Raw genomic sequence first — 22,885 nt, 5'->3', positions numbered from 1 at the left:
TTAATCAATCTTTTTTGATTTATATATTTCATCATACTTATTAGCAATATTCTTCCATATAAAAGATTCTCTTAATTCACCTTTAAGTTCTTCAAATCTCCACTCTTTATCTATAATAAGCTTAATTTTATTAACTATTTCATCTACATCATCATACTTAACATTGTAACCTACTACACCTTCTTCAAAGTAACCATCAAACCCCTGATTTCTTGTATATATAACAGGTAAACCTTGACTTATTGCTTCTATATAAACAAGTCCAAAAGTTTCATACTTAGAAGGCATAATGAATATATCACTATTTTTATACAGATTAATTAATTCTTCCTTATTCATATATCCATTCAATCTAACTATATCTTTATATTCACCATTTACTAGATCTTTTAGTTTTGGCAACTCTTCTCCTTCTCCAACTATATCTAAACTTGCATTATATCCTAGTTCATTTAGTTTTTTAGCAACACACATAGACGTATACATATTTTTATTTTTATCTAATTTACCTACTGATATCAATCTTACATTTTTATTATCTATGACTTTATTTTTCATATTTAAATTATCAAACCAAAAATCATCTATACCATTAGGTATTACCACAGATTTTTTTTCTATCTCTTCTTGTAAATTTTTTGGTATATATTGCTTTATTACATTTTCCTTGTATTTAGGAGATATAAAAATTATCTGTTTTGCATTTTTCATTATATCAACGCCTATTTTTCTCAAATGAACCATCTTTTTAAAAAATACATTAGCATCAGTATTTCTAACTGCAACTATATAATCTATATTCTTTTCTTTTTTAAGTTTATAAGCTACATACCCATTAACAAACAAAGAATGTGCATGAGCTATATCTACATTATCTAAATCAACTTTATTTACTAAATCATTATAAATTTTCTTATTTTTATGTTTAAAATTTATTCTATCCAACTTATTAAAGCAATTAGAATAAACGTAATTAATTTTTTCACTATTAACTTCACTATACTTATTAATTAAATCATCAGAGTGAACAGGTATGTACACGTCATTATATATACCTTGTTCTTCTAAGTTTTCAATCAAATTTTTATATAGTCTAGAAGTTATATAGTATGAACATATATGCAATACTTTCATAAACTTATCCTCACTATAATCTCCAGTATATTAATCCTCTATCTTGTGCTTCTTTTTTATTGTAAATACCTTTTATATCCATTAAAACCTTAGTTCCATAACTATACATTTTTTCTAATTCATCTAAATCAATTTCCTTTAGCTCTTTATGAGCAACTGCGCATACTATAGCATCAACATTTTTTAAGTCATCCTTACAATTAAGTTTTATCCCATATTCCTCAAAGGCTTCAGCACTATCTGCTACAGGGTCGTATATAAGTACCTCTATACCATACTCCTTAAGCTCTTCAACTATATCAATAACCTTAGTATTTCTAGTATCCGGACAATTTTCCTTAAAACTTAGTCCCATCACAGCAACCTTAGCACCCTTTATTTGTTTTTCAGCTTTAATTAAACTTTTTATAGTATTTTCAGCTACATGCTTAGCCATCCCATCATTTATCTTTCTTCCTGCTAATATTATTTGAGAATGATAACCTAATTCTTCAGCTTTATAAACAAAGTAATACGGATCAACACCTATACAATGACCTCCAACTAATCCTGGAGTAAAGTTTAGGAAATTCCACTTAGTACCCGCAGCCTTTAAAACTTCTTGAGTATCAATTCCCATTTTATTAAACACCATAGATAACTCATTCATAAAAGCTATATTTATATCTCTTTGAGAGTTCTCTATAACCTTAGCAGCTTCAGCCACCTTTATACTTTCCGCTCTATACACTCCAGCTTCTATAACTAATTCATAAACCTTAGCAACAATATCTAGTGTTTCATCATCACAACCTGATACAATCTTCACTATAGTTGTAAGCCTATTTACCTTATCTCCTGGATTTATTCTTTCTGGAGAATATCCTATTTTAAAATCTTCACCATACTTTAATCCTGATATTTTCTCTAATATAGGTATACATATTTCCTCAGTAGTTCCTGGATATACCGTTGATTCGTATACTATTATAGAACCTTTAGTAAGATTTCTGGCCACAGTTTCAGTAGCGCCTATAATAGGCTTTAAATTTGGAGTCTTATCGCTATTTATCGGAGTAGGAACTGCTACTATATGAAACTTAGCTTCTTTTAACTTACTTTCATCACAAGTAAATTCTACAGTAGTATTTTTTAAATTTTCATCTCCAACTTCCTTAGTCACATCATATCCATTTTTATATGAGTTTACCTTTTCTTCATTTATATCAAAACCAATTACACCTACATGCTTGGCAAATTCTACAGCTAAAGGTATGCCTACATATCCTAAGCCTATTACAGATATTTTTTCTCTTCTATTTAATATATCATTATATAAATTCATATTTTCCTCCCGCACTTAAAATATTCTATCTTATATATTATACCAATTAATTACTATTTAAAAGGTCACAATTTTTATATTATGACCTTTTTCTATCTTTATTTACTTTTTATAGCTTTTAAAATTTTATTAATAACATTATCTGATACATTATATCCAACTTCAATCAATCTGGAATTTTTAAATTGTTCAATAGAATTCACTTGATTTTCTGCCAAATCATCACTTCCAAGCACCATAGGATACCCCAAAACTCCAGCACTTAAAGCATCTACCAAATAAGTATTATCCTTCATACCATCTTTTGCTACAACAATCTTGTCGTAGCTTCCTTGATAAAGTTTTAAAATATTTGCATTAGTTTCAAGCCTATTATTACCATAAACTCTACTTATATCAATCGCTTTATTAACTTCTCTACTTTCCCCAGCTTCTTTAACATCTTTTAAAACCTCTGTACTAATCTTGCTAGTACCACCAATCACATCTACATCAACAATACTGTCATTTACTTCAAAAAACTCTTTAGCATCATCGCTAAGCCCACCTTTCTTAGTAACAATAATTGGAGCACTATAATTTGCAGCCAAAGGAGCAACACTCATAGCATCAGCTTCTCCAAATCCACTAACTACATAAGCTTTATCAGTACTATCTAAATCCATCCTTTTAGAAATATTTAAAGATGTTTCATATCTATCCTTACCATCAATTCTAACAACCCTAACATGCCCTAACTCACTCACTAATTGAGAAGTAACATCATCACTTATTACATTTTTTCCACCTATAATGTAAATAGTATCTACATTATCATAGGAATAAAAAATACGCTTAATTTCATCCATAACAACTGTTGGGACTTCATTTTTATTAGATAATAAAATAGGAGAATTTCTATACTTAGCAAAAGGAACAGCTGACAAACCATCAATAATAGCATCTTGTCCAACTAAAACCACACCATTTGTGTTATTAATTTTAGTATATTCTTTACTAACTTCAACAGAAGTATAAAACCTATTCCTACCGCCTAATAAATCAAACTGTGCATTAGAAATTTCCTTATCTGAATTAATAATCGCATCTATAACTTCATTTCTAAACTCTTTTAATTTAACTTGATTATCACTATATATATTAAGGCTAAAGTTTTGAGTTCCTTGTAGTAAATATTTTGTTGTATCCTTTACAACTCTCATATCAATCTCAAAACTATAACTTCCATCTTTATAAATAATCTTACTTACATTCTTTTCACTCTTTTTTTCATCAGTGTCACCATCTATCAAATCATATGCTATATTATATCTATATCCATTATTATAAAATTTCCTATTGGCTAAAGAATTTATAAGTTCTACGCCATTTTCTGAATAAGAACCATTGTAAAACTCTGATAAATTCTTATCTAATAAAATTACATCATTAGCAATTTTATATTTTCCAATAACCTTAGAAGGAATATCAAATTCTTTTAAATACCCAAGTTCCTCGCATTTGGCAAATCCTTTGACAGCCTTAGCTATACTAAGACCATTTGGAGTATTTATTTCTACATCACTCAAATCTACCTTATTACCATTTACATCTATGTGATTTGTAAAATCCAGCTTATCACTACCTTTTACAATTTCTATTTCATCTTCATTTAACAACTTAATCAATACCTTCTCTACTTTCGTAGGTTCTGTAGTTATTAAATCATCTTCATCTAATGGTTCAATATATTTTATAGGCTTTTCATTTTTATGATTTATATATATATCATATAATTCTTCTGATGTTTCGTATCTATCATATCTTGAATAGTCCTTTGATGATATACTTTCACCATACATCTTATGTCCTTTGTCAATTATTTCTATATCAAGTATTTTATCGTCAATTGCATACTTTTCCATTTTTAGATTCAAATCATAAGTATCAGTTATAATCTCATCATCAGCTTTTACTTCATACACATTACCTTCTCTTTCATCTGTGTATTTAACTTGAAGTAATTTATTTATTTCTTCTACTAATTTATTTTTATCTTCATTATTATTTATTATCATTACATCATTTGCATATGAAACATTTGTTAAAATTGATACTACTACAAGTGAATATGCTAGCTGTCTTTTTTTCATATTCATTCCTCTCTTTTAGCTTATGTTGGCATTTATTATATCATAAATATAACAAAAAAGTCTTCCATTGAGGATTTATTATGCGCTAAAAAAAGACTCCTCATAATTGAGAAGTCTTTTATTTATTATATATTTATTATAAATTACTTAGTATTTCCGAATAAAGTAACTATTCTATCCATAACTTTTGAAGTTACACCGAAACCAACTTGAGTAGCCTTAGTAGCGTTAGCAGTGTTATCATCCATTGCTTCTATAGCTGTTTCTTGATCATCAGTTAATCCATTAGTATTTAATACTATTGGTTGACCTAATACAGAAGCAGTTAAAGCATCTACTAATTGAGACTTACTAGCCATACCATCTTTAGCTACTAATATACTTTGTACGTCATTTGCTTTACTGAATAATGCTAATACTTTAGCATTAGTATCTTGTCTGTTAGTTCCAGATACTCTTGTAAGAGTAGTTAAAGCTCTCTTTGCTTCATCTTTACGTTCTCCAGCAGCAGCTTTAACATCAGCCATTACTTGAGCAGAAGCTCTATCAGCTCCACCTATAACTCTTACATCCTTTATGCTTTCTTCTCTTTCAAAGAAATCTTTAGCAGAAGTAGTTAATCCAGCTTGTGGTGAAACTATTATAGGAGCTTCGTTTTTAACAGCAAGTGGTGCTATAGACATAGCATCTGCTTCACCAAATCCACCAACAACATAAGCATCTGTTTTAACAGTCATCTTCTTAGCTATAGCAACAGAAGTTTCGAATCTATTTTCTCCAGATATTCTTTCTATCTTTATGTTCTTGTTTAATTCTTTTAATTCTTTTAATATTTGAGCTTCAGCTTTTTCAGATATTATGTCTTTTCCACCTACTATATAAACAGTGTCATTAGTAGCTTGTGCCTTTAATACACTCTTCATTTCATCCATAATAACTGCTGGAACTGAATCTTTTTGAGATAATAATACTGGAGCTTTCTTTTCAGCAGCAAATGGAGCAGCAGCTAATCCATCAGTTACAGCATCAAATCCTACTAATACTACAGCTTTAGGTTTTTCACCTGCCGTATCAAGTTTCTTAGCATAAGCTTTACTTACTTCTACAGCTGTTTCAAATCTATTCTTTCCAGCTAAAGTTTCAAATCTTTGTCCAGTTGATAACATAGTATCTAAAGTTGTTTGATCTCCAGCATTTAATGTTCCATCTGCTTGTAAAACGAAAGCATTAACTATGTCAAGATCTGCTTTGAAATCTTTTAACTTAGTTTGATCTGTAGTCTTAACAGTTATTGAAAGATTATCTCCTGCTGGTAATGTTTTTCCTGATTCAGCAGACTTACCAGTAATTTCTAATGAATAAACACCCTTTTCAGAATCTATATCATCTATTTTTATATTAGCTAAATTATATTTCTTACCATCTTTGTAAGATACTTTTTTTGCTATATCTTTTAATAAGTCTTTACCATCTTCTGTGTAAGCTCCGTTATAGTAAGCAGATAAATCATTGCTTATTGTAGTTGAGTTATTAGCTACTACTATATCATCTAATGATACTTTCTTTATATCATACTCTTTGAATGTTTTAGATGTGTTGTCTTGATCTTCTACTTCAAATCCTACTACATTCTTAGCTAATTTTAATCCTTCAGTAGTATTTAAATTAGCATCCTTTAATTCTACATAGTTTCCATTAACATCTACTGGTTTTTTGAAGTTTAATTTATCAGAGTATTTATCTAAAACTATTTTCTTACCGTTTACTAAAGTTACTTCTACATAGTCTACTTTTGTATCAGATGGACTTGTTGCTATATCTAGATCATCTTCATTGTATTCTACTACCTTATCTACTGCTTTTTTTGCTGCTGCATCTGCTACAGCATCTGTTTTTATAGCTTCTAAACTTGCTTTAACATGTGCATCATAAGCTGTTATATCAACTGTTTCACCTACAAAAGCATCATATCTTACATTTTTAGAAAGTTCAGTAGCAACTTTGTTTCCACTTGCATCAACTCTGAAACCTTTGTTTTCTACTTCAATAGTTACTTTAGAGTCTCCTATTTTAGCTTGCTCTAATATATCTCTTAATTGGTCTGTATCTTTTATTGGTGCACCATCTACTGTTATTGAATATACAGAGTTTGTGTAGTCCATATCTTTTACAGATGCATCTCCAAACATTTCTCCAGTTTTTCTTGGATCTGTATATTTAACTGCTAATAATTCTCCAACTTTCTTAACTGCTTCATCAGCTGTCATTGTTTGTTCAGCTGCAAAAGCCGTACCTGCAACTGCCATTTGTGCTACTGGAGCAGCAACAGTTATTGCTGCCATAGCCATAGCTAAATTTTTCTTTTTCATAATCTTATTTCCTCCCAAGTATTATAAATTACATCTCTTTTTTATATGTACAATATTTGTTACAATATTATTTTTCGTATTTCTCACAGGTTTATAGTATTATACCTGCAATCTATTTTCAATAGTTTTATACATATTTACTGGAATTTTTTTCCGACACATTTTTACATATTTTTACATAAAAATACATATCGTGTCTAATTTTGTTTTATATTGTTTTTTTATGTATCTTATTTTAAATCAATAAATAATTTAATTTTAAAACTCTTTACTTTTTGTCGAATTTTGTATATAATTATTTTATACGTTAAGCATCCTTTTAGCGTATTTCTCACAATAAAAAATCCTTAGTTCTTTTGAACTAAGGATTTTTTGCTTTAATAATTTAGTCTTTAGGTATATCTATTTTTATTTTAGTTATATCAAATGGATTTTCATTAGTAGTTTCTTTTTCTCCGTGATACATATAAACTATTATCTCACCTTGTAATCCATCTGTTTTAATTTTTGCTGCAATTGACGCTTCAGTTAAGTCTATAGTTTTTCCATCTGTTCCTGCTTTTGGTACATCTAATGTAGGTTCTATCTCTATAGTTGCTAATACAGTTTCACCACTATCATACTTTCCATTTTTATTGTCTTTATTATCTATAAATAATCTAATTACCTTACTAGTAGCATCAATATCTAATAATACTTCTCCAGATGTTCCACTTAAAGTAACTCCATCTACTTTAGTTCTTGTCACAGTATCATCAGTTATCGTAGTATTATTTAATAATCTATTTATAACATCTATACTCTCAGCTTTAGTTATTGTTTCATTTTGATACTTGTATATGCTTGTTATCTTTGGTGTTGTATCAGAAACATATATAGTTTTAGATGCTATTCTAGTTTTTGTTACTATACCTGTTAAACTTTTCTTAGTTTCATACGCTTCTATTGTTGTACTACCATCTTTTTTAGCAACAACCTTTATGTCATCTCCTGATAATGTTACATCTGCTGCATCCTTATTTGTCGTTTTTAACCATATTTTAGAATCTCCATTACCCATACCGTCAGATGTAGGCTCTGTTGTAGATGTGTATATATTACCATCATTTATTGTTTCTTGCTTTAATAAATAACCATTTCTATTATAGTTATTTAACTTTAAAGTTATTTCTTTATCTTCATTTGCACTATATACATCTAACTTATCATCTTTATTATCTTGTGTTTCTAATTTTCTTGAATATGGCGCTGCTTGACTATCATCCTTTTCTACACTTACAGTTATACTTGTTAATGATGTTGTATCTGCTGCTTCCTTTTTTATATTCATTTTAGCATTACTACCAACGTTAGCACTATGTGCTGTTATAGTTATTGTACTTTCACCTTTTTCATTACTTATTGTTATTTCTGTTTTAGTTGCTATAGTTGCATCCTTTATTTTTGCATCTTCAACAACAAGTGTTGTACCTTTAATAAAATCTCCATATTGGTCTTTTATAGTAGCTACTGTAGTATCATTTGTACCATTTAACAATTTTATACTGCTTTTTGATAAAGATACAGTGTTTACTTTACGAGCTTCATCTCTAACTTCTATACTAAATATTTTTTCAGTTTTTCCAACTTTTATAGTTATTGTAGCAGTTCCGTTTCTTTTAGCTTGTATAGTGTTTGTTCCTGTTACTTTAACAATTGACTCATCAGAAGATTTTATTGTCATTGTTGGATTTATATATTCTTTATTGTCTTTATCTATAGCTTTTACATTTGCTATTGCTACTGTTTCACCTATAATCATTTTATTGCTATTTAATACTATATTATTATCTAGATTTGTATCAGTAGCATTATCATTATCACCTAATTTAAGCTCATGCTTTATTTCTTTATATTCAGTAGTATCTACTTTAGCATCAAATGCTTTAGTAATACTTTTTACTTCTTTTTTATCCTTTTTTATAACTACATCATAGCTATAAGTGTTTTCATCTAAGCTTGGATTTAATTTACCATACTCTGATACATAATATCCGTCAGTATTTTTTGTGCTAGTTCCATAAAGGACTCCTGGATTTTTTGTTCTAAATTGTATTTCATATCCCATAGATTTTAATTCATCTACAGTCTTTTTTGTCCCACCATTTAAAGTAAACTCTAAGTATTGTACACCGCTCATCTTAGCTGCAACTTCACTAGTAATAGCTTCAACACTTCTTACTTCCGTAATAGGTACATTTGGCTTAGTATATGTAAAGCTAAGGTTAACTTTATTTCCTAAGTTGCTATTAATAGATATAGAGTTGCTTCCCTCAGCAAAGTCTTTGTCAAGTTTAAGAGTAGCTTTATTCTTGTCAGTTGATACACTGTATGATGATACAGTATTATTAGTCATACTTACCTTAGTCTTATCTATTAAATCTAAGTTACTTCCAGTTATCTCTACTGTCTTAGAATCAATACTTCTAGCACTAGTAGCCTTAGCTTCCGGCGTAACTTGTGTGTTCTTTATAGCTTGTACAACACTACTAGATATACCATCACCAACTTGAGTAACTTTACTTACTTTCTTTTCCTTTAAGAATGCTTCTTGGACAGAATCTAAATTAGAAGATACTATCATTACAGGGTCATCAGTCTTAGCTGCTAATGCACCTACTGCTAATGCATCTACTAACTCATTTTTCTTATTCATTCCTGATTTTGATATATATACATTATCTAATGCTGATTGTGAATAAAATTCATCCATTACCATTGCATTAGTTGCATGTCTATTTTTTCCACCTAATCTTACCTTTGTTCCATATAAGCTATTTTTTATAGTATCTGATACTGAATCATTAGAACCTATTACATAAGACTTACTTATATTTTCGCTATCTAAGAAAGATTTAGAGCTAGCTATTCCATTTTGTGGACTTGCAAGTATTATAGGCATATTTTGTTCAGCAGCTGGTGCTCCTACACTTACTGCATCAGGTAATCCTGTTAATCCATTTACTACTGCTATTTTTGATATATCTGTTATACCATCTATAGCTTTAGCCACTGCTAAACTTGTAGTATATCTATCTTTTCCTGATATTCTGTTAACAGTAATGTTCATATCTTCTAATTGTGATTTTACTTTATCAGAAACCGCACCTGTTCCCCCTACTATATCAACAGTCTTAACTTCTAGTCTTTTTAATTCATTAGCTGTGTTTGTATCTAATGCATCTTTATTTGTTAGTAGTATTGGAGCATCTTTAAGTGCTGCATATGGTGTTGCTGTTAGTGCATCCACTAATCCGTCTAATCCATTTATTATTATTGCGTGGTTTGATTTAGACCACCCTGTTTTACTTACCTCTACTGCTGTTTTATATCTGTCTTGCCCAGATAGTTTGCCATCATTTACAATTGATTTTGGCTCAAGTGCACTTACTGCTGTTAAGCTCGATGCTACCATCGTCGCAGCTAACATCATTGCTAGTGTTTTTTTTCTTTTTAACATCCTTTTTTCTCCTTCATAATTAGAATTTAACATATCTCTCACAATATATTGTTTTATTTTACCTTTATTATATAGTAACTCTATTATTATGGCAATATTACCCATGTAAATATATGCCAATAAAAATGTATACAAATAAAAATATAGCACTAGCTTATGCTAATACTATATTTTACTTAATATATCGTATACACTCATTCCGTTGTTAAACATAAACATCACTATTTCTGAGTCACTTTTTTTAAGTATTTCATCGTAGGTCATGTCTGTACTTCTTGGGTCTACTATTTCTACTTGTTCAAATATATCACTAAATAACCAAGTTAGTGGCGCTTGATAGGAATCTCTTATTATTAATACTTTTTTATTTGTTATTGCTTTTTTGTTTATTATTTTTATATAAGAATGATTGCCTGTGTAAGCTCCTTCATAGGTAATTTTCTCTTGGTCTAGTTTATCTCCTATAATGTAGTTTTCTTCTACTCTTTGAAATTCTTTATTTTTTATTTCATAGTACTGTTTGTTATATTTTTTATTCATGTAAACATATGGAATGTCTTCATCTGTGCTAAATACACCATATAAATTATTGTTATATGATCCCATAAATGTTTTATTTCGTATATATTTTGTTTTATATTTATATTTATCTAGGTCTACATTTATATCCCCTTTTTTGTCCAATTCTTCTACTATATATCTAAATCCTTCGTATGCTCCTATTGAATTCCAGTGATGATCTGTTTTAAAATAAAAATTTTCTAGTTGCTTTTTATTAAAGTTGTCTACAAAGTATTTGCCTACGTCTATCGTTTCTAACCCTTTTTCTCCTACCATTGTTTTTAGTAATTTACTATTTTCCATCCCGTAGCTTTTATCTACGTATTTTGGATATTTATAATCTAATGTGTTTACTTTATGTGGTAGTGGTATGTAGTATGTTTTTTTCCCTAATTCTTTTGCTTTGTTTGCATAGTTTGTTATTAACTGTGTGTCTTCTTTATAGTCACTTCTCATTTTTGGCGTTATTGCTGTTAGTCCTAATATCCACCCGTCTTCTGTTATATAGTGGTCTTTTACTGTTGATTTATTTAGTATTTTTTGTAGCTTTATATCTGTTTTTACTAGTTTATCTCTTCCTGCAAATTGATCTATATAATATGTTTCAAAAGTTGTGGTAAAGTTTTTTTGTTTTATATTTTCTATCGTTGGCATTTGTTGTAGGTTTCTATTTTCTGCTATACTTATTTCTTTATCCTTTGCTATTAAGTTTATTATTCCTACTAAAAATATTATGCTTAAAAAAGGTACTGTTAGGTATATTGCTTGTCTTTTGTTCATGTGCTCCTCCCTTAGAACCTAAAGTATAAAAATGGGTTATATGTCGAGTTTACTAGTTTGAATATTACTATTAATAATATTATTGTTAGTGTTGTTGATTGTAGTATATAGTAGGTTTTACTTTGTAGTATGTTTTTATTTTTATGCTGTATTTTTTGTTGTATATATTTTACTATTGGAATACTAAACGTTATTGATATTAGTATTACAAACCAGTAATCGTTTATATATGCTAGTGTTTGTCCATTGTATAGTGTATTGTTTCCTAGTCCAAACATTGTTTTTATATATTGTATTGAGTAGCTAAAGCTATCAGCTCTGAAGAATATCCATCCAATCATTACTGCTAGTATTAGGTATATATGTCTTATTGGTTTGTATACTTTTTTTAGTATTTTTTGTTCTAAAAATGCTTTTTCCATTCCTATTAGTACTCCAAAATATAATCCCCATACTATAAATGTCCAGCTCGCTCCATGCCAAAACCCTGTTAGAAACCATACGACAAATAAATTTATATAGGTTCTTGTTGTTCCTTTTTTACTTCCCCCAAGTGGGAAATATACATAGTCTCTAAACCATGAACCTAGGCTCATGTGCCATCTTCTCCAAAATTCTGATGCTGATTGTGAGATGTATGGATAGTTGAAGTTTTCTAAAAATTCAAATCCAAACATTTTTCCAAGCCCTATTGCCATATCTGAATATCCACTAAAATCAAAAAATATTTGTAGTGAGTATGCTATTATTCCTATCCATGTTGATACTACTGTTAAATTGTTTATTTGGGTGTTAAATATACTATCCGCTACCATTCCTAGTGCATTTGATAGTATTACTTTTTTTCCTAGCCCTATTATAAATCGATTTATTCCTTCACCAAATTTTTCTATAGTGTGTTTTCTATCTTGTATTTGGTCTGCTACTGTTTGGTAGCGTACTATTGGTCCTGCTACTAGTTGTGGGAATAGACTTATATATAGTGCTAGGTTAAATACATTGTTTTGCACTTTTGCATCTTTTCTATATACGTCTATTACGTAGCTCATTGCTTGGAATGTGAAAAATGATATTCCAAGTGGTAGTGCTATTTGTGGTACTGGTATGTTTGTTTTTAATGCTATGTTTATGTTACTTATGAAAAATGCTGCATATTTGAACACTCCTAGCATTCCTAGGTTAAATACTATGGATATTACTAGACCTATTTTTCTGGTAGTTTGTTTTTTATTTTCTGCTACTAATAGCCCAAACACGTAGTTTGATATAATTGATGCTATCATTATTACTACATATGTTGGCTCTCCCCATGCATAGAAAAATAGACTTGTTATTAGTAATAGGCTATTTTTGTATTTATCTTTTGATAGGTAATATAGTGTTAGTATTATTGGAAAAAATACGAATAAAAACACTAAGCTGCTAAATACCATACTCCTTATCCTCCTTATGTTTTCATCTTTTCTTTTGTTTCAATTAATTATTATATCATATCTATACTTTTTGTTATATCATTGCTATTAAAAACAAGGCACTTACTTTGTTTGTAAATGCCTTGCGATTTCTTATATTAAGTGTCCACTTGGTGGGGACATATCTATTTAAGTAAGTGCTTATTTTAGGGGTTTATTTTCCTATTTGCTTTACAACTATCTTTTTCATATTTTATGTATTATCACTTATTTGAGTAATTTGTCTTATTTCATTCTTACTGTTCCATTATAAGAAGTCATTGAATTTCCTGAGCCATCTTTTAATCCTGATACATATATTGCTACATCAGTATTAAGTGCTATACCTTCTGGTCTTGTAAATGTTATCTTTTTCGTAGGTGCTGTTATAGCATCTGGATTTACATATTTTTCTCCTATTCGAAGTACTATTCCAGTTGTACTATCTATTGGTTCTGATAAATTAATTTCTATTTTATCATCGTTTTTGTTATAAGCAATATTTGATACTGTAGGTGCTATATTATCAGCTGCCTTTATAATTTTTCTGTATGTATCTAATGTTTTGCCTTTACTTTTCATATCATATAATCCTAGTACATAGCTTCCTTGAAAGTACTTACCTTGTTCTGCTGTTATAGTCATAGACATTTTATTTTCACTTAATTCTACTCTTGGTTTTCTTATTTTATTATTAAAAATTCCTCCTGTTATGCTTATGGTTGGAATATTATCTATAGGTTGACTAAATTTCACTAATATTTCTTTGGAATTTTGTACTGTTACTTGTGATACAATATTATTGTCGTCTACATTATTATTGTTATTGTTGTCTATATTTCCTATATTTCCAGTTACTCCACTAATGTCTGTATCTTTACGTTTATTTAATATATCTATATCACCACTTCCACTTATTTCAACACCGGTTGCTAATACATCAAATTTTTTCACTCTGCCTTTATTAACTATAATAGCATCATTAGCAGTAGATTTTATTTGTAATTGTTCAACAGTTACATATTTGCTAATATTTATCTTTTCAATGTCTTTTACATATACATTGCCCGTTATATCTTCTTGTATATTTAAAGTGCCATTTTCCATATTCACTGTTACATCTCCATCTTGTTTTCTTTCTAAATTAACAGTTACATCTTTATCACTACTTAAATCTATATCTTCATATATAGTTTTATATGGATCAAAGTTTATAGTATCTCCATTTTTCGCATCATATAATGCGTCTTCTAACTCATCTACTGTATAAGCATTTCTAGTATGATTTATAATATTATCGCTATCTTGAGTATCTTTTATATTTTCTAAAATTGATGGATTTATTCCATCTCCTATTTCGATTATCTCAGTAAACTTTTTATCTTCTAATAAATCGCTTTGACTACTAGCTAATGATTTACCAACTAACAGAACTGGTTTTTTATTTTTTGCAGCAAGTACTCCAACAGCTAATGCATCTGCTATTTCATCCGCTCGGTTTACTTGCCCTGATTTTGCTACGTATATATTATCTAAATATTTATTTGTGTAGAATTCTTCTATGACACTAGCATTTGTATCTTGTCTATTTATTCCTTCTAGTCTTTCTGTTGTTCCAGGTAATTTATTTTCAGTAGCGTTTGATACTGAATCACTACCTCCTATTATATAAAATTCGCTTATATATTGATCATCTAAGTATTTTTTAGTAGCTTCATCTAATCCTTTTTTTGGATTTGCTAATATTATTGGCATTTTATTTTGAGCAGCTGGTGCACCTACACTTACAGCATCTGCTAACACTTCTCCATTAACTACTGCTATTTTTGTTATGTCAGATATTTTGTCTATCTCTTTTGTTACTTTTAAAGATGTTTCATATCTATTGTTTCCTGCTATTCTGTTTACTTTTATATCCATTTTTTCTATTTCAGATTTTATATTATTAGATACTGAAGCAGTTCCTCCTATTATATCCACTGTGCTAACTCTTAGTCTTTTTAATTCTTCTTTTGTATCAGTATTTAATTTGTTGCTTTGAGTCATAAGTATTGGAGCATTTTTTAGTGATGCATATGGAGTTGCTGTTAATGCATCTACGATTCCTTTTTGTCCATTTACTATTATCGCATGACTTGAAAATAATGGTTTTAGTTTTTTGCTTATTTTAACGGCTGTTTCGTATCTATCGTCCCCTGATATTTTAGTAGTTGATACCGTTGATTTTGTTTGTGATGCATTAACATTTGTTGTTGTAAATGTTAATGATAGTGTTGATGCTAACATTGTTGTAGCCATCACTTTTGCTATTATTTGTTTTTTTCTCTTTAACATATTCTCCACCTCATGTTATTTTCAAAAATATTTATGGTTAATTTTTCCATATAAAGGTAATTGTATCTAAGTTTTGTGTGCATATCAATTAGAAAAGCACTTACTTTTTTAAGTAAATGCTTTATTTTATAATATCTATTGTTTTATTATATATTACTATTTTGTCCTATCACTACTCCATCTGCATCTATTTCCATTCCATTTTCTACAACTGTATTTATAGCCATTTTTCCATCTTCATAGAAGTAATATGTTTTTGAATCTATTGTTTGTAATCCTTTTTGCATTGCTCCTTGCGAATTAAAGTAATACTTATTACCATCTATAGTTGCCCATCCTATTTGAATACTTCCATCTGCATTGAAATAGTACATATTACCATTTAATTCTTCCCATCTTTGTTGCATTGTTCCATCTGGATTGAAGTAGTATTTTTTACCGTCTATTGTTTGCCATCCTGTTAATGCTACTCCATCTTTACCAAAGTAATATTTATATCCGTTGTAAGTCTGCCATCCTGATGCTAATTGTCCATTGTTATCAAAGAAGTATGTTTTACCATCTATTTGTGTTGATCCTACTACTGCATATCCTTCATTTGTAAAGTAGTATTTCTTGTTATTTATTGTTTGCCATCCAGTTTTCATTACTCCGTCTGCTCCGAAGTAATACATTTTATTATTTATTGTTTTAAGTTGTTTTTGCATTAGTCCATTTGAGTCAAAGTAATATTTTTTACCGTTTATTACTTGCCATCCACTTCTCATTATTCCATCTGCTGCGAAGTAATAAGTTTGATTATTTATCGTCTTAAATTGTTTTTGCATTACTCCATTTGAATCGAAGTAATATTTTTTACTGTTTATTATTTGCCAGCTTGTTACTTTTTGTCCTTTTGAATTATAGTAATATGTTTTACCATCTTTATTTTCCCAACCTGTTTTTATTGATGGTTTTGGTGGGTTAGGTTTGTTTGGTTTGTTTGTTTCTTCTAATTTTATTCCATAACCTGCTGCAATTTGTTTAAAACTTTGGTCTGTGTATTTTAAAATCACATCGCTTTTATTTGGTATTTGATCAAATAGCCATCTTACTTCTTTGTTATGCATTCTTATACATCCACCTGATATATGCTTTCCTATTGAACTTTCCTTATTATTTCCATGTATCGCATACGTTGTGCCAAAAGTTCCATTTATACTTAACCCTAACCATCTGTCTCCTAAAGGATTTCTTGGACTTCCTCCTGGTATTCCTTTTGAGTAGTATGGTCTATTCTTTATTTTATTTACTATTTTACATTTACCCGTTGGTGTTGGTGTGCTTTTTTTTCCTGTTGCTACTGCAAATTCTTTTACCAGTTTATTGTTTACATAGTATCCTAATCTATTTGTTTTGGTATTGATTATTATCATATGTTTACTTGCTGCTTCTACATATGGCATTGTTGGTACTGATATTGCTATTACTAGTACTAATGTAAATATTATAGTTAGATACTTTTTTATTTTTTTATCCATCGACCCTCCCCCTCTACAATATTTAATAATTAGACTTTTTTAAGATTTTCCCTTTAATCTTTTTCCCCTTAAATCCTTGTATTTTCAACACTTTTGTAGCTTTTATTTGTTTTTATTCAAAATAATTTGTTGCAAAAAAATAAAGCGTCTTGTTTTTAGACGCTTTTTAAAATATCTTTTTTAAATTTTTATTTTCTAAGATATCTCCATAATAAAAACACTTGTATACAATTTAAGCACAAGTATTTTTAATATAGATTATATTTTATTTTTTATATCCATTAGGATTATTACTTTGCCATCTCCATGAATCTTGACACATTTCTTCTATTGAATACTTAGCTTTCCATTTCAACTCTTTTTCAGCTTTTGTAGGATCTGCATAACAAGTAGCTATATCTCCTTCTCTTCTTGATGCTATTTTATATGGTATTTCTATATTACTAGCTTTTGAAAATGCTTTTACTAAGTCAAGTACACTATATCCTTTACCTGTACCTAAATTATATGTAACTAATCCAGGATTTTCTGATAATTTTTCTAATGCCTTAACATGTCCGTTAGCTAAGTCTAATACATGTATATAATCTCTTACACCTGTTCCATCATGTGTTTGATAGTCATTTCCAAATACATTTAGATATGGCAATTGTCCTACAGCTACTTTAGTTATATATGGCATTATGTTGTTAGGCACTCCATTTGGCTCTTCACCTATTTTACCACTTTTATGTGCTCCTATTGGATTAAAATATCTAAGTATAGCTATGTCTAATGATTTATCTACATGGCATATATCTCTTATCATATCTTCTACCATCAGTTTTGTTCTTCCATAAGGATTAGTAACTGATAACGGAAATTCTTCTAGTATAGGGCATGTATGTGGATCCCCATAAACTGTTGCCGATGAACTAAATACAAATTTATTTATATCATACTTTTTCATTAATTCAAATAACACTAATGTATTTATTAAATTATTTGTGTAATACTCTAATGGCATAGAAACAGATTCTCCTACTGCTTTAAATGCTGCAAAGTGTATTACTGAATCAATTTTATTTTCTTTAAATACTACTTCTAGTTTATCTTTTTCTATTATATCTATTTCATAGAATTTAGGAGTTTTTCCTGATAATTCTTTTATTTTATCTAATATTATCCTATCGCTATTACATAAATTATCTACTATAATTACTTCATAACCTGCTTCTAAAAGTTCTATACAAGTATGACTTCCTATATAGCCTGCTCCCCCAGTTACTAAAACTGCCATAGTTTTCACTCTCTTTCTATAATAAATTAAAATTATTCTTTATCAATAGCTACTTCTTGTACAGCTTCTGCGTTATTATCTGCATCTCTTACTACTTTTCTCATGTAGTTTATTAAATCATCTCTTAGGTTTTCTCTTTTTAAAGCAAAGTCTATAGTTGCTTCTAAGAAACCAAATTTGTCTCCTACATCATATCTTCTTCCTTCAAAGTTATATGCATATATAGCTTCTTGCTCTCCAAGAGTCTTTAGTGCATCTGTTAATTGAATTTCTCCACCTTTTCCAGGTTCTTGATTTTCTAATATATCAAATATAGCTGGTGTTATTATGTATCTACCAAGTATGGCTACATTTGATGGTGCTTCTTCAACTAATGGCTTTTCTACCATATCTTTTACTTTGTATACTCTATCTTCTATGTGCTTAACATCTAATATTCCGTACTTATTAGTATCTTCATTAGCTACTTCCTGTACTCCTAATATGCTTGTCTTATACTCATTATACGCACCTATTAGTTGTTTTAAACAAGGTGTTTCACAATCAACTATATCATCACCTAATAATACTGCGAAAGGCTCGTTTCCTATGAAACTCTTCGCACAGTGTATAGCATGTCCAAGTCCTTTTGGCTCTTTTTGTCTAATATAGTGTATATTTACCATGTTAGATATATCTCTTACCATTTCTAACATTTCTTGTTTGCCTTTTTGTTCTAATTCTAACTCTAATTCCACAGATTTATCAAAATGATCCTCTATAGATTTTTTGTTACGACCTGTTATTATAAGTATTTCTTCTATTCCTGAATTTATTGCTTCTTCTATTATATATTGTAATGTTGGTTTATCTACGATTGGAAGCATTTCCTTTGGCTGTGACTTTGTTGCGGGTAAAAATCTCGTCCCTAAACCAGCCGCTGGTATTATTGCTTTTTTAACTGTCATATTTTATTTCCTCCATAATTTTACACTATTATATCTTTAATATATCATATTTATGCTTTTTCTTCAATTTATGCAATAAAAAAACACTAGAATGTCTAGTGTTCATGTCAAAATATTGAGCAAGTCTATAAGCGGAGTTCTGTATTAGACAATCATCTTTCTAGGCCTATTGTCACCAATAGGCTCAAGCGACCTACCAACCGGAGGATGCGAGCAACATCCTTTTAGCCCTATCTTGGTCTTGCTCCAGGTGGGGTTTACACATGAGACTAGTCACCTAGTCCATAGTGAGCTCTTACCTCACTTTTTCATCCTTACCACATAAGTGGCGGTTCTTTTCTGTTGCACTATCCTAAGGATCACTCCCACTAGGCGTTACCTAGCACCCTGCTCTATGGAGCTCCGACTTTCCTCACGCAGCAAATGCTGCCCGCGATTGTCTGGCTTACTTAATATTTAATTGACTTGTATTATATTATCATGAATTTTAAATTATGTCAAAAGTTAATTTTAACTAATTATTTTAAATTAACCCAATCCATATCTAAACATATTTAATAGTTGAGTAAATGCATTCTCATTACCATTGCCCCCAACTCTAGTTAATTCTTTAGGATTTTTAGATAATAATAAGTTTTGTTGCTTAGGGTCTAATCCATTTCCTACTATAACCACTGGAGAACTTTCTTTTGCTGCTAATACTCCTACTGATAATGCATCTATTAAGTTATCTTTATTTTTCATTCCATCTTTAGCTACGAATATATTATTTAATTCTTTACTTGTATAAAAGTTTTGAATTATCAGTGCATTTGTTTCATTTCTATTTTGACCACCTAATCTTTTTGCATTAGGCAATTTACTAGCTATTTCATTTGAAACAGCATTTTCACTTCCTATAATATAAGATGTTGTTATATTATTACTTTTTATAAATTCATCAAATATCTTTATTCCTTGCGTTGGTGAAGAAAGTACTATTGGCATATTTTTATTGGCTGCAACTGGAGCGATTGAAACTGCATCAGCTAAACCAGTAACACCATTTACAATAGATACTTCAGATATAGTACCTAGCCTTTTTGCTATTTCTAGTGAAGTTTTATATCTATCTTCACCACTAATTCTATCAATTGTTAATCCCATAGATTTTAGTTGAGAAGCTATATTTTCAGATACTGCACCAGTTCCCCCTATTACATATACATTTTTAGTTTGTAGTCTAACTATTTCTTTTTTAGTTTGATCATTTAAGCTACTACTTTCCGTCAAAAGTATAGGAGCATCCTTAGACTTAGCAAAAGGTGTAGCAGAAAGTGCATCTACAATAGAGCTTGAATTTACAAGTACTACGCTATTTGCTGCACTCCATCCATTTTGACTTACCTTTATAGCAGTTTCATATCTTGTGCTTCCTACTAGTTCATTTGTAGTAACATCGTATTTAGGTATTATTCCTACTGATTTTAATGCATTTTCTATTGTTTCTTTTTCACTATCAGTTTGAGTTTTTGATAATAATACTTCACCTAAATGTTTGAAGTCTGATTGAGAATATAATCCTTCTGTAAGAGCATTATAAAAAATTTCACCCATTCTTTCTTCTCCAATACCTTTAACACTAATATTATCATTAGTGCCTCCCTGTGATATTAGATATGCTAATTTACATATCACTCCACTATTATCATGAACATAGTTATTATCACAGCTTAAATCATGTGCATGAGATTTATTACATACCTTTAACTTGCTTACATGATCTATTTCTGGATTACTTAAGTCTCTTATATATCCATATTTTAGAAAGTCTTCTCCCATAATCCAGTTAAAGTCAGTTTTATAGCTATGTTCTATTAAAGTTCCAAATATATCTGCATAAGCTTCATCTATAGCACCTGATTGAGAAACATATTCTAATCCTGCTGTATTCGTTGTTATTGAGTGAGTATATTCATGCGCTACTATATCTATTGAACCTGATGAATCATAAGTATATAAATCTCCATTTCCAAAAGCTAAAACATCTTTCCCATCAATTTGTGTAGAGAAAGCATTTCCAGGCATATCTACGTTTGCAAATACAACTGGTTTTTTCCCTTTTCCATCTAATCCATCTCTATCAAATTTATTATAATAAAAATCATAGGCTTTTCCTGCATAGTAATGTGCGTCTACAAACTTTCCATCACTTTGTTGTAAATTTTCGCTATAGTATTTTGTATAATTTTCAACAGAATTAATCATATTATATATAGAGTAGTATTGTCCATTTGCATCAACTGTTTGTATTGGAGTCATTCCTCTTGTTTTATCTATAAAATAATTTCCATCTTTAAAATTTGATTCACCTTGCTTGTATACTACTTGTATATCTTTTTCATCTCCAAATACGCCTTTTGCCTTAGTTATGTTAGTTTTAACTATCTTGTTTACATTTTCATATTGCTGTATTATATTTCCATCCTTAGCATCTATGAACATAGTTTGATTGTGTAATTCTTTTCCTAATACTTTTATATCAACCTTATATGCAAGTGTATATTTGTCTTGATTTTTATATACATATAATTCTGACTCTATATCTTTCTTTCCTGTTGCTTTAAGTTTATTTGTTGCTATATTTATTGATTGTTCTTTTGTTATATTCAATTTATATTTAAAATCTTCTAATGTTACTGATGTTGGTTCTATATATCCTGAAATTGATTTTATGTTTCCACTATAGTCTACACAAGCTACTATATCTGAACCATATATTGGTATGTTATTGATGTATTGTTGTAATCTTATTATTACCTGCTCATCTTTTTCATCATTTTCTTTCAATTTAAGCTTAAAAGTTGATGTTGTTTCTAGTTTACTTAAATAATCAATTACAATTTGTTCTGAAGAAATATCTGATTTTTTCTTTTGTATTTCTATATCATCTGTAATTACAAATGGCTCTGTTTGATTTATAGCTTCTTGTATTTGATGATTTTCTATATTTGGGTTTGCAAAGGTTAAGCTAGTTATATTTACTATTGCTAAACATAACGTCATTGTACTTATTATAGTCTTTTTTAGTAATGTCAATATTTTTCCCCCTTATAATGCCGTATTCTTCATAATTCAACATTTATAATATCTTAACATGTTTTAATAAATTAGTAAATTTATTATTTTTCAAATAAAAAAATTCGCTTCACTCATGTCGCCAATGACCTAAAAGACAGGTCCGTTGCTCAAGCTTAGCGGTTGATATTATAACTTATCCACAAATCAGATAAGTTATAATACCTTAAAATATAAAAAAGTCTTCAATTGAAGACTTATAAGGAATACTTTTTTGAAGCACATATACGAAAATTATATTTATCCACAATATTAAAATGAAGATAATTTCCTATGTGCTATAAAAAACTAGGATATTTTATCCTAGTTCAATAAATTTACACACAAAAAAAGATTACGTGGCTACGTCTTACTCTCCCAGGCAGTTGCCCACCAAGTACCATCAGCGCTAAAGAGCTTAACTTCTGTGTTCGGAATGGGAACAGGTGTATCCTCTTT

Annotated in this window: 12 protein-coding genes, 1 rRNA gene and 1 other RNA gene; all 14 read right to left on the bottom strand. The window is 29.3% G+C overall.

From position 1 onward, the window contains the following. Positions 1-1,134, bottom strand: a complete 1,134-nt coding sequence (locus tag AC11VW_RS09240) for a glycosyltransferase family 4 protein (protein ID WP_484301120.1) — start codon at positions 1,132-1,134, stop codon at positions 1-3. Between the two features lie 13 nt (positions 1,135-1,147). After that, positions 1,148-2,458, bottom strand: coding sequence for a nucleotide sugar dehydrogenase (locus AC11VW_RS09235; protein ID WP_484301119.1), 1,311 nt, complete (start codon positions 2,456-2,458; stop codon positions 1,148-1,150). Between the two features lie 98 nt (positions 2,459-2,556). Then, positions 2,557-4,590 carry a cell wall-binding repeat-containing protein gene (locus AC11VW_RS09230; RefSeq protein ID WP_484301118.1) on the bottom strand — a complete coding sequence of 678 codons (2,034 nt, stop codon included), beginning with the start codon at positions 4,588-4,590 and terminating at the stop codon, positions 2,557-2,559. 143 nt (positions 4,591-4,733) lie between these two features. Continuing rightward, on the bottom strand, positions 4,734-6,959 hold the full coding sequence (locus AC11VW_RS09225) for a cell wall-binding repeat-containing protein (protein ID WP_484301117.1): 2,226 nt from the start codon (positions 6,957-6,959) through the stop codon (positions 4,734-4,736). A gap of 385 nt (positions 6,960-7,344) precedes the next feature. Continuing rightward, positions 7,345-10,458 carry a cell wall-binding repeat-containing protein gene (locus AC11VW_RS09220; protein ID WP_484301116.1) on the bottom strand — a complete coding sequence of 1,038 codons (3,114 nt, stop codon included), beginning with the start codon at positions 10,456-10,458 and terminating at the stop codon, positions 7,345-7,347. 165 nt (positions 10,459-10,623) lie between these two features. Then, positions 10,624-11,799 carry a DHHW family protein gene (locus AC11VW_RS09215; protein WP_484301115.1) on the bottom strand — a complete coding sequence of 392 codons (1,176 nt, stop codon included), beginning with the start codon at positions 11,797-11,799 and terminating at the stop codon, positions 10,624-10,626. An 11-nt stretch (positions 11,800-11,810) separates the two neighbouring features. Beyond that, on the bottom strand, positions 11,811-13,232 hold the full coding sequence (locus AC11VW_RS09210) for an MBOAT family O-acyltransferase (RefSeq protein WP_484301114.1): 1,422 nt from the start codon (positions 13,230-13,232) through the stop codon (positions 11,811-11,813). Positions 13,233-13,496: 264 nt separating this feature from the next. Further along, positions 13,497-15,584 carry a cell wall-binding repeat-containing protein gene (locus AC11VW_RS09205; protein WP_484301113.1) on the bottom strand — a complete coding sequence of 696 codons (2,088 nt, stop codon included), beginning with the start codon at positions 15,582-15,584 and terminating at the stop codon, positions 13,497-13,499. Between the two features lie 146 nt (positions 15,585-15,730). Continuing rightward, complete coding sequence (locus AC11VW_RS09200; RefSeq protein ID WP_484301112.1) at positions 15,731-17,104, bottom strand: L,D-transpeptidase family protein; 1,374 nt, start codon at positions 17,102-17,104, stop codon at positions 15,731-15,733. Between the two features lie 265 nt (positions 17,105-17,369). Continuing rightward, entirely contained in the window at positions 17,370-18,383 is a 1,014-nt protein-coding gene (gene galE / locus AC11VW_RS09195) for a UDP-glucose 4-epimerase GalE (RefSeq protein ID WP_484301111.1), read from the bottom strand. A gap of 32 nt (positions 18,384-18,415) precedes the next feature. Then, positions 18,416-19,330, bottom strand: a complete 915-nt coding sequence (galU, locus tag AC11VW_RS09190) for a UTP--glucose-1-phosphate uridylyltransferase GalU (RefSeq protein ID WP_484301110.1) — start codon at positions 19,328-19,330, stop codon at positions 18,416-18,418. Positions 19,331-19,442: 112 nt separating this feature from the next. After that, positions 19,443-19,782, bottom strand: an RNA gene (gene rnpB, locus AC11VW_RS09185) — RNase P RNA component class A. A gap of 76 nt (positions 19,783-19,858) precedes the next feature. Next, the gene (locus AC11VW_RS09180) at positions 19,859-22,408 is read right to left on the bottom strand and encodes a cell wall-binding repeat-containing protein (RefSeq protein ID WP_484301109.1); all 2,550 of its coding nucleotides are present in this window, start codon (positions 22,406-22,408) and stop codon (positions 19,859-19,861) included. 375 nt (positions 22,409-22,783) lie between these two features. Next, positions 22,784-22,885: ribosomal RNA gene (gene rrf, locus AC11VW_RS09175) — 5S ribosomal RNA — on the bottom strand; the annotation flags it as partial.

The organism is Romboutsia sp. (assembly GCF_056995035.1).
The sequence above is the reverse complement of the archived record's forward strand: the minus strand, read 5'-3'. Positions and strand labels throughout refer to the sequence as shown.